General features: G+C 56.4%; 17 protein-coding genes. 5 read left to right on the forward strand and 12 right to left on the reverse strand.

Annotation, left to right across the window (positions count from 1 at the left end; all coding sequences use genetic code 11):
* The first annotated feature begins 363 nt into the window (after nt 1–363).
* From cstA to ilvN, 5 genes are all read left to right on the forward strand, one after another.
* A complete protein-coding gene (gene cstA / locus HMPREF0201_RS04135; RefSeq protein ID WP_016535223.1) occupies nt 364–2469 on the forward strand; it encodes a pyruvate/proton symporter CstA in 2106 nt (701 codons plus the stop codon).
* Between the two features lie 93 nt (nt 2470–2562).
* Nucleotides 2563–2760: a YbdD/YjiX family protein gene (locus HMPREF0201_RS04140; protein WP_016535224.1), complete on the forward strand. Its 198-nt coding sequence runs from the start codon at nt 2563–2565 to the stop codon at nt 2758–2760.
* Nucleotides 2761–2923: 163 nt separating this feature from the next.
* Nucleotides 2924–3022, forward strand: a complete 99-nt coding sequence (gene ivbL / locus HMPREF0201_RS22370; RefSeq protein ID WP_071704074.1) for an ilvB operon leader peptide IvbL — start codon at nt 2924–2926, stop codon at nt 3020–3022.
* A gap of 108 nt (nt 3023–3130) precedes the next feature.
* Complete coding sequence (gene ilvB, locus HMPREF0201_RS04145) at nt 3131–4819, forward strand: acetolactate synthase large subunit (protein WP_016535225.1); 1689 nt, start codon at nt 3131–3133, stop codon at nt 4817–4819.
* 3 nt (nt 4820–4822) lie between these two features.
* Complete coding sequence (gene ilvN, locus HMPREF0201_RS04150; protein WP_016535226.1) at nt 4823–5104, forward strand: acetolactate synthase small subunit; 282 nt, start codon at nt 4823–4825, stop codon at nt 5102–5104.
* 88 nt (nt 5105–5192) lie between these two features.
* Here the strand turns inward: ilvN and lldD are convergent, their stop codons facing one another.
* The 12 genes from lldD to fdxH all read right to left on the reverse strand — a co-directional run bounded on the left by lldD (nt 5193) and on the right by fdxH (nt 14798).
* Nucleotides 5193–6335 (reverse strand): FMN-dependent L-lactate dehydrogenase LldD, encoded by a 1143-nt coding sequence (lldD, locus tag HMPREF0201_RS04155; protein ID WP_016535227.1) that lies wholly within the window; start codon nt 6333–6335, stop codon nt 5193–5195.
* Nucleotides 6332–7120 carry a transcriptional regulator LldR gene (lldR, locus tag HMPREF0201_RS04160; RefSeq protein ID WP_016535228.1) on the reverse strand — a complete coding sequence of 263 codons (789 nt, stop codon included), beginning with the start codon at nt 7118–7120 and terminating at the stop codon, nt 6332–6334. Before lldR ends, lldD begins: the two co-directional genes overlap by 4 nt.
* Nucleotides 7117–8772, reverse strand: a complete 1656-nt coding sequence (gene lldP / locus HMPREF0201_RS04165) for an L-lactate permease (protein ID WP_016535229.1) — start codon at nt 8770–8772, stop codon at nt 7117–7119. The genes lldR and lldP overlap by 4 nt, the downstream gene beginning before the upstream one ends.
* 250 nt (nt 8773–9022) lie before the next feature.
* The gene (locus tag HMPREF0201_RS04170) at nt 9023–9418 is read right to left on the reverse strand and encodes a (R)-mandelonitrile lyase (RefSeq protein ID WP_039897974.1); all 396 of its coding nucleotides are present in this window, start codon (nt 9416–9418) and stop codon (nt 9023–9025) included.
* 138 nt (nt 9419–9556) lie between these two features.
* On the reverse strand, nt 9557–10024 hold the full coding sequence (locus tag HMPREF0201_RS04175) for a DoxX family protein (protein WP_016535231.1): 468 nt from the start codon (nt 10022–10024) through the stop codon (nt 9557–9559).
* 14 nt (nt 10025–10038) lie between these two features.
* Nucleotides 10039–10791 carry an HvfC/BufC N-terminal domain-containing protein gene (locus HMPREF0201_RS04180; protein ID WP_016535232.1) on the reverse strand — a complete coding sequence of 251 codons (753 nt, stop codon included), beginning with the start codon at nt 10789–10791 and terminating at the stop codon, nt 10039–10041.
* Entirely contained in the window at nt 10788–11624 is an 837-nt protein-coding gene (gene bufB / locus HMPREF0201_RS04185; protein ID WP_016535233.1) for an MNIO family bufferin maturase, read from the reverse strand. The genes HMPREF0201_RS04180 and bufB overlap by 4 nt, the downstream gene beginning before the upstream one ends.
* An 18-nt stretch (nt 11625–11642) precedes the next feature.
* Nucleotides 11643–11909 carry a BufA1 family periplasmic bufferin-type metallophore gene (locus HMPREF0201_RS04190; RefSeq protein WP_016535234.1) on the reverse strand — a complete coding sequence of 89 codons (267 nt, stop codon included), beginning with the start codon at nt 11907–11909 and terminating at the stop codon, nt 11643–11645.
* A gap of 97 nt (nt 11910–12006) precedes the next feature.
* Entirely contained in the window at nt 12007–12774 is a 768-nt protein-coding gene (locus HMPREF0201_RS04195; protein ID WP_039897975.1) for an alpha/beta fold hydrolase, read from the reverse strand.
* Between the two features lie 27 nt (nt 12775–12801).
* Nucleotides 12802–13065 carry a YdgH/BhsA/McbA family protein gene (locus HMPREF0201_RS04200; RefSeq protein ID WP_016535236.1) on the reverse strand — a complete coding sequence of 88 codons (264 nt, stop codon included), beginning with the start codon at nt 13063–13065 and terminating at the stop codon, nt 12802–12804.
* A 208-nt stretch (nt 13066–13273) separates the two neighbouring features.
* Nucleotides 13274–13927 (reverse strand): formate dehydrogenase-N subunit gamma, encoded by a 654-nt coding sequence (gene fdnI, locus HMPREF0201_RS04205; RefSeq protein WP_039899124.1) that lies wholly within the window; start codon nt 13925–13927, stop codon nt 13274–13276.
* On the reverse strand, nt 13914–14798 hold the full coding sequence (gene fdxH / locus HMPREF0201_RS04210) for a formate dehydrogenase subunit beta (RefSeq protein WP_016535238.1): 885 nt from the start codon (nt 14796–14798) through the stop codon (nt 13914–13916). Before fdxH ends, fdnI begins: the two co-directional genes overlap by 14 nt.
* Between the last annotated feature and the right edge of the window lie 3 nt (nt 14799–14801).

The raw sequence follows: 14801 nt of genomic DNA on the forward strand, positions 1-14801 counted from the left end.
TCCCGGTTAGCTCCATTCCCAAATAAGGAAAGGACGCGGCAGAAGTGCCTGATGTTGAAACTGCGGCAACACGCTATTGCAAATGAAAATAATTATCAATTTATTTCTCAGTCGCGTCTTTGAATCAATTAAGGCGGCTTATTAATTAGCGTGGGTTATCAAAATGGTCATTAACTATTCATCAACCTGATATTCCAGAATTGACCTCGGCTATTACCTGAATGACACAAATTAGAGTGATCTTATTAACAAAGTCGCGTAAAGGGCGGCCATTTTGGCGGGTTCAGATTGTGAGAAAAGACATTCCAGGCTAGATACAAAATGTAACAACTCTCGATATCCAATTAGAAAACGGACAAAATTATGGATAGATTTGGGAAACACCTCGTCTGGGTCGTGCTCGCCTTAATTGGCGCGTTCGCCCTCGGTTACATCGCACTCAACCGCGGCGAGCAGATCAACGCCCTGTGGATAGTGATTGCTTCTGTTTGTATTTATCTCATCGCCTACCGCTATTACGGCCTGTTTATCGCTAAACGCGTATTAACGGTGGATGCCACACGCATGACCCCGGCCGTGCGCCATAACGACGGCCTCGACTATGTTCCAACGGATAAAAAAGTGCTGTTTGGGCACCACTTTGCGGCTATCGCCGGGGCGGGGCCGCTGGTGGGGCCGGTACTTGCGGCACAAATGGGCTATCTACCCGGCATGCTCTGGCTACTGGCGGGCGTGGTGCTGGCCGGTGCGGTACAGGACTTTATGGTGCTGTTCGTCTCTACCCGTCGCGACGGGCGCTCCCTGGGTGAGCTGGTAAAAGAAGAGATGGGCAACACCGCCGGGGTTATCGCCCTGGTCGCCTGCTTCATGATAATGGTCATCATCCTTGCGGTACTGGCGATGATTGTTGTTAAGGCGCTAACCCATAGCCCGTGGGGGACTTACACCGTTGCCTTTACCATTCCTCTGGCCATATTTATGGGTATTTATATCCGCTACCTGCGGCCGGGTCGCATCGGCGAAGTGTCGATTATCGGCCTGGTGATGCTGGTCTTTGCCATTATTTCCGGCGGCTGGGTGGCGCAGAGCGAAACCTGGGCACCGTACTTCGACTATACCGGCGTGCAGCTAACCTGGATGCTGGTGGGCTACGGCTTTGTGGCCGCCGTGCTGCCGGTCTGGCTGCTGCTTGCGCCGCGTGATTACCTGTCCACTTTCCTGAAAATTGGCACCATTATCGGGCTGGCAGTGGGCATCCTCATCATGCGCCCGACGCTGCAAATGCCATCATTAACAAAATTCATCGATGGCACCGGCCCGGTGTGGAGCGGCGACCTGTTCCCGTTCCTGTTTATCACCATCGCCTGCGGGGCGGTTTCCGGCTTCCACGCGCTGATTGCCTCCGGCACTACGCCGAAAATGCTGGCTAACGAAAATCAGGCCTGCTTTATCGGCTACGGCGGCATGCTGATGGAGTCCTTTGTTGCGATCATGGCGCTGGTTGCTGCCTGCGTGATTGACCCCGGCGTTTACTTTGCGATGAACAGCCCGATGGCGGTGCTTGCTCCAGCGGGAACGGCTGACGTAGTGGCTTCTGCGGCGCAGGTTGTTAGCGGCTGGGGCTTCCACATTACGCCGGACACGCTAACAAATATCGCCAACGAAGTGGGCGAGCAGAGCATCATCTCTCGTGCCGGTGGCGCACCTACGCTTGCCGTCGGGATGGCCTATATTCTGCACGGCGCGCTGGGCGGGCTGATGGACGTCTCGTTCTGGTATCACTTTGCGATTCTGTTTGAGGCGCTGTTTATCCTGACGGCGGTGGATGCCGGTACGCGCGCCGCACGTTTCATGTTGCAGGATTTGCTGGGCGTAATATCTCCGGGGCTGAAGAAAACCGACTCGCTGCCGGCCAACCTGCTCGCCACCGCGCTTTGCGTGCTGGCCTGGGGCTATTTCCTGCATCAGGGCGTGGTCGATCCATTGGGCGGCATTAACACGCTGTGGCCGCTGTTCGGCATCGCCAACCAGATGCTGGCGGGCATGGCGTTGATGCTGTGTGCCGTGGTGCTGTTCAAGATGAAGAAACAGCGTTATGCCTGGGTGGCTCTGGTGCCAACCGCATGGCTGCTGATTTGTACCCTGACGGCAGGCTGGCAGAAAGCGTTCAGCTCAGATGCAAAAGTGGGCTTCCTCGCCATCGCCAATAAGTTCCAGGCGATGATCGACAGCGGCAATATTCCGGCGCAGTACACTCAATCCCAGCTTAGCCAGCTGGTGTTCAACAACCGGCTGGATGCTGGCCTGACTATCTTCTTTATGGTGGTTGTGGTGGTGCTGGCATGGTTCTCGCTGAAAACCGCGCTTAAAGCTCTGAAGTCAGATAAGCCGACGGCTAACGAGACGCCGTATGAGCCAATGCCGGAGAATTATCAGGAGATTGTGGCCAGGGCAAAAAGCGTGCACTGATTTTTACCCTCACCCTAACCCTCTTACCTCATCATTTCCCCCTCTCCCCTTTGGGGAGAGGGCCGGGGTGAGGGGCAACCCACTGGAGGCATTATGTTCGATACTCTGTCCAAAGCCGGAAAATACCTCGGCCAGGCAGCAAAACTGATGATCGGCGTCCCGGACTACGACAATTACGTGCAGCATATGCGTTTGACCCACCCGGAACAGACGCCGATGACTTATGAAGAGTTTTTCCGCGAACGCCAGGACGCGCGCTACGGCGGTAAAGGCGGCGCTCGCTGCTGCTAAAGCGGCTGAGATGCGTTGCATTGACCCGGTGGATGTTGCAGTCAGTATGTAAATCAAATGTGACATTCGGCGTGTTTTTTAACACCAGACGAAAATCCTGTTGTGCGAAACCGGCGAGTGTGATTTTATCAATGACGACTTTTAACGCTAATTCAGGAACCCCATGACTCATTCCCTGCAAACTTCGACCCTACTAATTACCGCGCTACCAGCCGCGGTGGTCGTCGTGCGTGTGGTGGTGGTCGTCGGCAATGCGCCGTAGGGACTGAATCAACGTATCGATTCCAAACCCCGCCGGCGCAAACCGGGCGGGGTTTCTTGTTTTAAGTGCCTGCCCAGAAGCGAACCGGCTAATAAGAAGGACTGGAGCATGGCAATTTCGGACACACCCTCACAGCGCATCACCGGCGCAGAACTGATTGTAAAAATGCTGGAACATCATGGCATTACCACAGTTAGCGGTATTCCTGGCGGCACGGTATTGCCGCTCTACAATGCGCTGAGCCAAAGCACCCGCATTCGCCATGTTCTGGCGCGCCACGAGCAGGGCGCGGGGTTTATGGCGCAGGGCATGGCGCGTACCAGCGGTAAACCTGCGGTCTGCATCGCCTGTAGCGGTCCGGGGGCGACCAACCTGGTCACCGCGATTGCCGACGCCCGCCTCGACTCCATTCCTCTGGTTTGTATTACCGGGCAGGTGCCTACCTCGATGATCGGGGCGGACGCTTTCCAGGAAGTCGATACCTACGGCATTTCGATTCCCATTACCAAGCATAACTACCTGGTGCGCAGCATCAGCGACTTGCCGCAGGTGATTACCGACGCATTCCGTATCGCCCAGTCCGGCCGCCCTGGCCCGGTATGGATAGACATTCCGAAAGATATTCAGACCGCAGAAATTGAGATTACCGAACTGCCGGAAGTGGCCGCTCCTTCTGCTGCCCCGGCCTTCGACCATCAGGACATTGCCCGCGCGGCGGCGATGATTAACGAAGCTAAACGCCCGGTATTGTACCTTGGCGGCGGGATTATCAGCGCGGGCGCAGCGGAGCAGGCTCGCGAACTGGCTGAGCGTGCCGGGCTGCCAACAACCATGACGCTGATGGCGCTGGGGACCCTTCCGGCGCGGCACCCTCTTTCTCTCGGCATGCTGGGCATGCACGGCGCGCGCAGCACCAACTTCATTCTTCATGAAGCCGATCTGCTGATTGTCCTCGGCGCACGCTTTGATGACCGCGCTATCGGCAAAACAGAAGAATTCTGCCCGAACGCCAAAATTATCCATGTGGATATCGACCGCGCCGAGCTGGGTAAAATTAAGCAGGCCCACGTAGCGATTCGCGGCGATGTTGGTGAAGTGCTGCGCCAGCTGACCCCGCAGACCAAAGCGCTGCCGCGCGGCGAATGGCTGCAAACGGTCGCTAATTTGCAGCGCGAGTTCCCGTTTGCCATGCCGGGCGAGGACAACCCGCTGATGCCTTACGGGCTTATTAAAGCGGCGGCGGCCTGCGTGGATGACGAAGCAATCATAACGACCGACGTGGGCCAGCATCAGATGTGGGTGGCTCAGGCTTATCCGCTTAATCGCCCTCGCCAGTGGCTGACTTCCGGCGGGCTGGGCACCATGGGCTTCGGCTTACCGGCTGCGGTTGGCGCGGCGCTGGCTGAGCCGACGAGAAAAGTGCTGTGCTTCTCCGGCGACGGCAGCCTGATGATGAATATTCAGGAAATGGCTACCGCAGCGGAAAACAATCTGGATGTGAAAATCATCCTGATGAACAACCAGGCGCTGGGGCTGGTTCATCAGCAGCAAACCCTGTTCTATCAGCAAAATATCTTTGCCGCGACCTACCCTGGCATGACTGACTTCCTGACCATTGCGCGCGGTTTTGGCCTCGCTACCTGCGATTTAAATCAGGCAGAAGATCCGCAGGCTGCGCTCCAGGAGGCGATTTCCCGCCCGGGGCCATGCCTGATTCATGTGCGCATCGACGCGGACGAAAAAGTATTCCCGATGGTGCCGCCGGGTGCCGCCAACACTCAGATGATTGGAGAGTAAGCCATGCAGCAATCAACCGTTATTCTGGAACTTACGGTACGCAACCATCCGGGCGTGATGTCTCATATCTGCGGCCTGTTTGCCCGCCGCGCATTTAACGTAGAAGGCATCCTATGCCTGCCGCTGCCGGAAGGCGACCAGAGCCGCATCTGGCTACAGGTTGAGGACGACAGCCGCCTTGAGCAGATGGTTAGCCAGGTCGATAAGCTGGAAGACGTGGTGCAAATTATCCGCCACGCCGATGACCCGGGCATTTTCAACCGACTAACCGCCTTTGTGCAGTAAATGAAATGAGGCTTTCAACCCATTTTTTGAAAGCCCCGTCATTGATTACAGCGCAGAGTGGAACCCATGCCGAAGGAACGGCATTCCGCTATAGCCCCTGGCGAACCAGCAGTTCCGGGGTAATTTCAGCGATGGAGCGTGCGCCGGTTAGCGTCATCGCTACCCGCATCTCTTTCTCTATCAGGTCCAGCAGGTTGCTGACTCCGGCTTCACCGTGGGTCGCCAGGGCGTAGAGGAAAGCGCGGCCCAGCAGCACGGTATCCGCGCCCAGCGCAATCATGCGTACCACGTCGAGGCCGTTGCGAATACCGCTATCGGCCAGAATAGCGATGTCGCCTTTCACCGCATCGGCGATGGCGGGCAGGGCGCGAGCGGAAGAAAGCACGCCGTCCAGCTGGCGTCCACCGTGGTTTGACACCACTATCCCATCCGCGCCAAAACGCACCGCGTCTTTCGCATCTTCGGCATCAAGGATCCCCTTAATAACCATTGGGCCATCCCAGAACTCGCGGATCCACTCCAGGTCGCTCCAGGAGATAGACGGGTCAAAGTTTTTTGCCAGCCAGCCAATGTAATCTTCCAGCCCGGTCGGTTTGCCCAGGTAGGCGGAAATATTGCCCAAATCATGCGGGCGGCCGTTCAGCCCTACATCCCACGACCACTGAGGATGCGTAACCGCCTGCATATAGCGGCGCAGCGCGGCGTTCGGGCCGCTCATCCCCGAGTGGGCGTCGCGATAGCGGGCACCCGGCGTTGGCATATCCACGGTAAACACCAGCGTTGAGCAGCCGGCGGCTTTTGCCCGCTCCAGCGCGTTGCGCATAAATCCTCTGTCTTTCAGGACATAAAGCTGGAACCACATAGGGCGGTTGATAGCCGGGGCCACTTCTTCAATCGGGCACACCGAAACCGTCGAGAGCGTGAAGGGAATGCCTTTGGCGGCCGCGGCCTTCGCCGCCTGCACTTCACCGCGACGGGCATACATACCGCACAGCCCAACGGGCGCAAGGGCGACCGGCATTGACAGCGTTTCGTTAAACAGTTTGGTTTCGAGACTCAGCGCCGACATATTTTTCAACACGCGCTGCCGGAGAGCCACCTGCGCCAGATCTTCCACGTTACGCTTCAGGGTGTGCTCCGCGTAGGCTCCCCCGTCGATATAGTGGAATAAAAATGGCGGCAGAATGCGCTCGGCGGCGGCACGGTAGTCGGTTGCTGCGGAAATAATCATCGTTTCTGTTCCCTTTTTTCATCACTTGCTTCGTCCGGGAGGCGGGTAATACGTGCCTGACGGGCTTCATCTTCTTGCAGGGTTTTAATCGTGGAGTGGACAAACCCCAGGTGCGACTGGGCGGCACGCCTTGCCCGCTCGGCATCACCCGCGAGTATGGCTTTCAACAGCTCGTCGTGCTGTTCGGTAAGCCCGGCGAAAATAGCCGGAACGGTATACATGCGCTGGCGGCTGTGCAGCACCGAGGATTGCAGCAGATCGAAGAATCCGCGCATGGTCTGGAGCAGCACGATATTGTGCGAGGCTTCGGCAATCGCCAGGTGAAACCGCACGTCGGCCTGGGCCGCAAGATCCGGGTCATCGCTTTCTTTAAACTTGAGGGTGGCGTCAAAACAGGCGATCAGTTTTTCTTTATCGGCGGGCGTGGCGCGCATTGCCGCATACCAGGCCGTGCTGCCCTCGATAGTGTGGCGCGCTTCGAGGATATCCAGCTGATAGTTAGGATCGCCCTCAACCAGCGTTTTCAGCGGCTGAACAATACGTTGTTCCGACCACTGTTCTATTTGGTAACGAAGATAAGTGCCGCCGCCCCGGCGGCTGGCAAGCACGCCTTCACCAATTAGCTTCTGAATGGCTTCGCGCAAAATAGACCGCGAACAGCCCAGCTCTGCGGCGAGCTGACGTTCGGCGGGCAACCGCATGCCCGCCTCCAGTTTGCGTTCATTAATCAGCGCCTTAACACGTTCAACCATCTGGTCGGCAAGGCGCGGTACTGCTTGGGTCATGGGATCATCCAGGTTAAAACATAAGCCTGCAGCGTGGTAATTACGCCCACCATGCAGGTGAATATCAGGCTGTGTTTCACGGTAAAGCGGAACAGGTCTGACTCCTTACCTACCAGCCCCACCGCGGCGCAGGCAATGGCGATAGACTGCGGCGAAATCATCTTGCCGGTCACGCCGCCGGTGGTATTAGCCGCCACCAGCAGCAGGTCTGAAACGCCAATCTGCTGCGCCGTTGTGGCCTGTAATGCGGCAAACAGCGCGTTGGAGGAGGTGTCTGAACCGGTCAGGAACACGCCCAGCCAGCCGAGGAACGGCGAGAAGAAGGTAAAGGCGTGGCCGGTATGGGCCAGCGCCAGAGCCAGCGTCGCCGACAGCCCGGAATAGTTTGAAATAAACGCGAACGCCAGCACCATGCCGATGGAGTAAATCGGCAGCGCCAGCTCCTTCAGCGTTTCCCCGAAGGTTACCAGCGCCGCTTTTGGCTTCATGCGCAGGTAAACAATCGAAATCAGCGCGGCCACCAGGATGGCGGTGCCGGTCGCGGAGAACCAGTCGAACTTGTAGACCGCCGCATAGGGCGCGCTTGCGGCAACGACCGGTGGCATTTTGGCGACCAGGTTGTCGAGAAACGGCACTGAGAAATTATAGACCCAGTCTGCCAGCGCTCCGCCTTTAGCAAACAGCGCTTTAAACGGCGGTATGCTCCACAGCGTAACGGTGGCGGTTAAAAACAGGAACGGCATCCACGCCCGAATAATCTGCCGCCCGCTGTATTTCTGCGGCGCAACAGCCTGCTCGCCAGCCGTTTCATCTATGTTATCAAAGCGGAAAATACGCACCGGCTTCCATACGCGCAGGAAGGCCGTCAGGCACACCAGCGACACCAGAGAGGAGATAATATCCGGCAGCTCAGGGCCGATGAAGTTGGAGCTAAGATACTGGGCGATAGCAAATGATCCCCCGGCGACCATCACCGCAGGCCACGTCTCTTTGATGCCTCGCCAGCCATCCATAATCGCCATGATCCAGAACAGCACGATAATCGTCAGGAACGGCAGCTGGCGGCCAACCATCTGGCCGATTTCGAAGCTGTCCAGCCCGGTGACCTGGCCGGCAACAATAATCGGGATCCCCATTGCGCCGAAGGCGACCGGCGCGGTGTTGACTATCAGGCACAGCCCGGCGGCGTAAAGCGGCTTAAAGCCCAGGCCAACCAGCAGCGCGGCGGTAATGGCGACCGGCGCGCCAAATCCTGCGGCACCTTCCAGAAACGCGCCGAACGAGAAACCGACAATTAACATTTGCAGACGCTGGTCCGGCGTAATCGACAGGATAGACGAGCGAATAATGTCGAACTGCCCGGTTTTGACGGAAATTTTATACACAAAGACCGCGGCAACAATTATCCAGGCTATTGGCCACAGGCCATAAAAGAAACCATAAACAACCGAGGCAAGCGCTCTGTCCACCGGCATGCGGTACAAAAACAGGGCAACCAACAGGGCGAGAATGACCGTCAACGTGGCGGCTTTATAGCCCTTCATCCGCAGCTTAATCAGCGCGAAGAAGAAAAACAGGATCGGGATAGCCGCAATCAGGCTGGACAGCCAGATATTCCCGAGCGGATCGTAGAGTTGTTGCCAGACTTGCATGCAGGATTCTCCAGGGTGATGCGTGTATCGTTTCTTATTAGATTGGTAGGACCAATTTTGTTATGTAGAGCAAATGATGGCTAATGGTTAACGTTGTGTTAATCGATGGCAATGGTCTGGCGAGGATTTATCGGCGTTTTGTAGAAAAGTGCACGTTTTTATCTGAATTGGTAGGACCAAAAAAGCCCCTTTTCCGGGTGGAAAAGAGGCGGAATGTTAAAGTTTCTGGCGGGGAGGGGAAAAACCGTCGTTATTTTTTGTACTGCTCGTCGCTGACCTTTTCCAGCCACTCAACCGGGCTGCCGTTTAGCGACTCGGCGATGGCGATATGGGTCATCGCGGTTTGTGGCGAAGCGCCGTGCCAGTGCTTAACGCCTTCCGGTATCCATACAATATCGCCCTGATGCATCTCCTGAATTTCGCCGCCCCATTCCTGTAACCATCCCCGCCCCTGGGTGATGATGAGCGTCTGCCCGAGGGGATGGGTATGCCAGGCGGTACGTGCGCCGGGTTCGAAAGTTACCGTAGCGCCGCCCACGCGGGCGTTATCGCTGCCGCTGAACGGAGCATCGATGCGAACCGTGCCGGTAAAATAATTCTCAGGCCCTTTTTGCGAGGGCAGCGAGCCGCTGCGGGTAATTTTCATCGTCTTCTCCAGATGGAACGTCACTGTGCGTAGAAATACAGTAGACCCGATCCAGAAAGGGCACTAGCCGGTGAAATCTGCAAGAACCTATGAATGGGATTCATGAGTCTCAGTCAGAACCAGGCCCCGGCGAGAGGTTTAAACCAGGACAAAGAAACGATCGAGCGACCAGCGGCCTGCGCCCCGGGAGAGGATGAGCAGCAGCAGCCCGCCCCAGATCAGGTGCGTTGGCCATGCGTCCGGGTAGACGAAGATTTCAATCACCAGCGTCATAAACAGCAGTCCTGCGGCGGCGAAGCGTGAAAACAGGCCAAGAACCAGCAATACGGGGAAGCCATGTTCGGCCAGCGTCGCCAGGTGAGCGGCAATATCGTAGGGAATCAGCGGTAGCGCGTATTCGGTGCGAAACAGCTCGTAGGTGGACGGTTTTAAGGTCATAAAACCGGTCACTTTGGTGCGGCCGGACAGGAAAAATACGGCGGCGATGCCGACGCGTGCAATCAGCAATAACAGGTTATCGCTCACATAGCGCTCAAGAGTGCGCCAGGCGTTATTCCACAGCGAGCGCAACCCGTGCTCCGGGGAAGAAAATTCAGTCGTTTTCATAGTGGCCTCAAAGGTTAACGTTCCGGGGCGGCAAAAACGCCGCTGTGTAACAGGTGGCTGAAAAAAGTGCCGAGAGCTAATGCGGGCTCTGCCAGCAATGCCCGCTCGCTTGCCTGTTGAAGGTTCGCGCCGTCGTGGCAGGCGGAAAGAAACACGGCTCCGCCCCGGCTTAATGGTCCGGCAACTATCTGCCGTTGCTGCCGCACCAGCAGAGCGCCCTCTGCGCACCAGGCGATGTTTTCTGGCGCTTCCAGCCCATAGCGATTGAACTGCCAGAGGGTGAAGGCCGGTAAGGTCGGGTGCCATTGCCAGCGCACGCCGTCCCGCAGTTTTAATTTCCGCATAGCCAGCTCATCGGTTGAGAGGTGTGCCAGCGCGTTGGTATCCAGCGGCGGCGAGTCTTTGGCGCAAAAGACCTCAAGCCACAGCCAGTCCAGTTGCGCCACAGCGCTTAAATAGGGCAGTTCACCCGCCGCCGCCCAGGCTTCAATAAAGGCGGGAAAGGTCTTGCCATAGCGAATTAATTCTCCTTCTGTTGGGCGATGTTCAAGCGCGTAGCTGCGAGCCATTTCCCGAAAAAACTCGCTGCCCGTCAGGCTGGCAACGCTGGGGAAATTAGCCTCCAGGGCATCAATACAGGCTTTCAATACGCCGTTGCGGTAGACGGCAAAACCCGGCTGGCTCAGCAGATGAGCCAGTTCCGGCGAATCTTCGCCATAAATTGCGCCAATAAAGGCCCGCTGATAGCGACTCAGGGCTGTATTCATGGCTGCTCTCCGGCGGTATTAAGGATCTGCTGAGCTCGCTCCCGCTCTGCAATCAGCTCCGCAAATGCAGGCAGGTTATCGTCCCGCTCGATAAGCGTAGGTATTGCGCCAGCCTGCTGGATCAGGCGCTGATACAGCTGCCAGACATCGGCAGATATCGGCGCGTCATGGCTATCAATCAGCAAATCGCTGCCGCCTTCATCGCGGCTGAACCCCGCCAGATGGAGCTCGGTAATCCGCTCAACAGGGAAGCGTGCCAGCCAGGCTTCGGCATCAAATCCCAGATTATGGGCGCTGAGCCAGACGTTATTGAGATCGAGCAGCAGGCCGCATTGCGTCCGGTTGCTTACCTCGTTAAGAAACTCAATTTCGTCCCACTCATGCCCGGGTATCTGCAAATAATGTGTCGGATTTTCCAGCGAGATCTGGCGACCCAGCGCATCCTGTGTACGGTTAATGTTGTCGATAAGCCGGTTCATGACCTGCGTGGTTCGCGGCACCGGCAGCAGATCGGGGTAATAAATGCCTTCCCAGCGTGACCAGGCCAGGTGCTCGGAAACCAGAGCCGGTTTAATATCGTCAATAAGCGCCTTTAGCTGCTTCAGCAGTTTGCCGTCCGGCGCGGAGTCTGCCGCCAGAGAAAGCGAAACGCCGTGCAGGGAAATCGCGTGCTGTTGGCGAATCGCCTCCAGCCATTCTCTGCGTGGGCCACCCGGCATCAGGTAATTTTCACTATGGACTTCATACCAAACGTCCGGCGGGCTGGCGTAAGCCTCCGCATAATGCCCGGGCTTTAAGCCCAGCCCGGCACCGAGTTTTTCCGTTGTTGTCATGCGAGTGGCCCCCGTTATTTAGCCTTCGGTCAGCGAGCCGTGGCCGCCGGGCGTCTGGATAGAGGTGCAGGTCCCGGCCGGAACCATCTTGTAGGCGTTTTTCTGGTAATCGACTTTTGAAGTGCCCGCGCAGGTGGTTCCCGCGCCCGCTTTACAGTCGTTATCTGCGGCTTTGGCAATACCAAAACAGCGCTCAAGATTAGGCCCGGTTAATTCGGCGGCAAAAGAAGTGGCGCTGAAAGAAACCAGAGACAGGGCAATAGCAGACATAGCGATACGGTTCATATCTTTCTCCAGATAATCAAAATTAATAAGCTGAGGGTAATTAAATAGTCAGAGATTAATTAAGAGCGTTATTTCCTCCTTATTAAATAAAACCAGGTTAATTGCCTGAGGTAATATTCACGGCTTTGAAAATAGTGCGCGCGACGTTTTTCGGGTCATACAGCATCGGCACATGGCTAACCGGCAATTCGGTTATCTGAGCGTGAATCTTTTTCGCCATCGCACGTTCCAGGTCCGGATTAATCATGCGGTCATTGCTGCCGACCAGGAACCAGCTCGGCTTCTGCTGCCAGGCGGCGCTGCTCACCTTCTCGGTAAAACTCGCGGCGGCAATGGGCATCTGGGTGATGCCGATAATATTTTGCGCCTCAGGCGTGGCGTCCTGGGCGAAGTCGGTGGCGACGGCCTTAGGATCGAGGCTCAGGAAACCGTCAGCCCCTTTGATAATTTTTGCGCTGCCCGGCGGAGCAGGGAAGCTATTGGCTAAGTCAGCGGTAGACTGGCCGGGTGAGGGTGCGAAGGCGTTGATATACACCAGCCCTTTCACTTTCGGATCGTTGCCCGCCTCGGTAATCACCGTTCCGCCCCAGGAATGGCCAACCAGGATAACGTCGCCTTTGGCGCGGGCAATGGCTCGTTTTGTCGCAGCCACGTCATCCGCAAGAGACGTTAAAGGAATTTGTGCGGTGATAATTTCGTAATGGCGCGTTTGCAGCACTGGGATCACCTGCTCCCAGCTGCCAGTGGCGTCGGCAAATGCACCGTGAACCAAAACAATGGTGTGCTGGGTTTCAGCTTGGGCGGCAAATCCGCTCATCAGGCCGGTGGCTGTCAGCGCCAGCAGCGTTTTACGCAATGGTTTCATGTTGTTCTCCATTTAGAAAAGAAAGCGTTAGCGGTAAATATCCGCGCTGCCGAAATAGCTGTTATTGCCCCCGGCGGAAACGATGCGGTAGGCGCTGGCACCGGCTTTATCGGCTTTTGCGGCCAGGCTGGCGTTGAGCTGGCTCAGGGAGAGGGTGGTGCCGCTGCTTTCAGACACGGTGCCGATTTTGACCAACCCCTGAGCGTGGTTAACTTCTTTGGCGGCAAAAGCCGGAGAAACGGCAGCGGCGATAATCAGCGGGAGCAGCAGGTTGCGGATAAGTTTCATCATAAGCCTCGCAAGAATCAGTTCGTTAAACGGGTTGCCGCCGTAACGTTTGGCGGATGGCCTTATTTAACGCGTTCTTTGTATGCGGGCTGTGTCAGGCGCGGGGCGATTTGTTTTGTTGTTTAGCTAAATGAGGTGTGGATACATAACAACACAATTCTTCGGTGAGAGTGCCCTCTCCCCGGGCGGGAAGAGGGCACGATTAAGAAGGTTAAAGCCCTTCCTGGCTCTCTTTTTTGGCTTCAGCGGCGCGGATGGCGCGATACCAGCGCGGGTGGTGTTTCTGCGCCCAGCGGCGGCTGACCTTTCCGGCAATCATGCCTTTAATCGAGCCTTTCACCCAAAATGCCATGTACATATGGATAAGGATGGCGTGGATCAAAATAATGGCGGAAGCGGCGTGGATAAGCAGGCCGTAGCGAATCATCCAGATAGGGAAATAATCGGCGAACCAGGGCCGCCAGATAATAATTCCGGTCACCAGCAGCACGAAAATCATGCTCATAATGGTCCAGAACATCATCTTTTGCCCGGCGTTATATTTCCCGACATCAGCCACTTTATGCTCGTTGCCTTTCAGCACTTCAACAATGCCTTTCAGCCAGGGTAAATCCTGCTTGTCGGGAATGTTGTGATGCACAAAACGGGCGAACATAAACATCAGCGCGACGAAAATAGCCACGCCAAAGTACGGGTGCAGAATGCGCCCCATTTGTGGCGTGCCGAACGTTTCCGTCAGCCATTGCAGCGTTGGGAAAAACAGCGCAATGCCTGAAAGCGACACAAGAAAGAAGCACACTACTACCGTCCAGTGACAGGCACGGTCGATGAATTTCGTTCTGACAATCATCTTACTCATGGCTATCTTCCTCGTCTTCGTCCGTCTCTTCGTTCGGCCCAACGCCGATATAGTGGAACATCAGCCCGGCAAACGTGGCAACGAACCCCATCGCTGACAGCGGCTTGAGTATGCCTTTCCACAGGTTGACCGGGGTGTCGATTTTCGGCTCCTTCGGCAGGTTGTGGTACAGCTCCGGCTGGTCGGCATGATGCAGCACATAAATAACGTGCGTGCCGCCCACGCCCTGCGGGTTATAAACGCCCGCGTGTTCGAAGCCGCGTTTTTTCAGCTTTTCGACGCGCTGGTCCGCCATTTCAAGCATCTCTTTGCGGCTGCCAAAATGTATCGCCCCGGTTGGGCAGGTTTTTACGCAGGCCGGTTCCTGGCCAATGCTGACCCGGTCTACGCACAAGGTGCATTTATAAACGCGGTTATCGTCTTTATTCAGGCGAGGCACGTTGAACGGGCAGCCGGCGATGCAGTAGCCGCAGCCGATGCAGTGTTCCGACTGAAAATCCACAATGCCGTTAGCGTACTGAATAATGGCCCCGGCGGAGGGGCAGGCCTTAAGGCAGCCCGGATCCTCACAGTGCATGCAGCCATCTTTGCGGATAAGCCATTCCAGTTTGCCGTTTTGCGTGGTTTCGCTAAAGCGCATCACGGTCCAGGATTTGGCGCTCAGATCTGCGGGGTTGTCGTACACGCCAACGCAGTGCCCCACCTCATCGCGGATGTCGTTCCACTCCGAGCAGCCGACCTGGCAAGCCTTACAGCCAATGCAGCTCGACACATCGATGAGTTTGGTGACTTCTTCCTTGAAGTCACGTACCCGCGGCGGCGGCGTAAAACCGTTGGTCGCCGAACGTTTAATAATATCCTGAGATTGCATGGACATTGT

The organism is Cedecea davisae DSM 4568 (assembly GCF_000412335.2).
Taxonomy (GTDB): domain Bacteria; phylum Pseudomonadota; class Gammaproteobacteria; order Enterobacterales; family Enterobacteriaceae; genus Cedecea; species Cedecea davisae.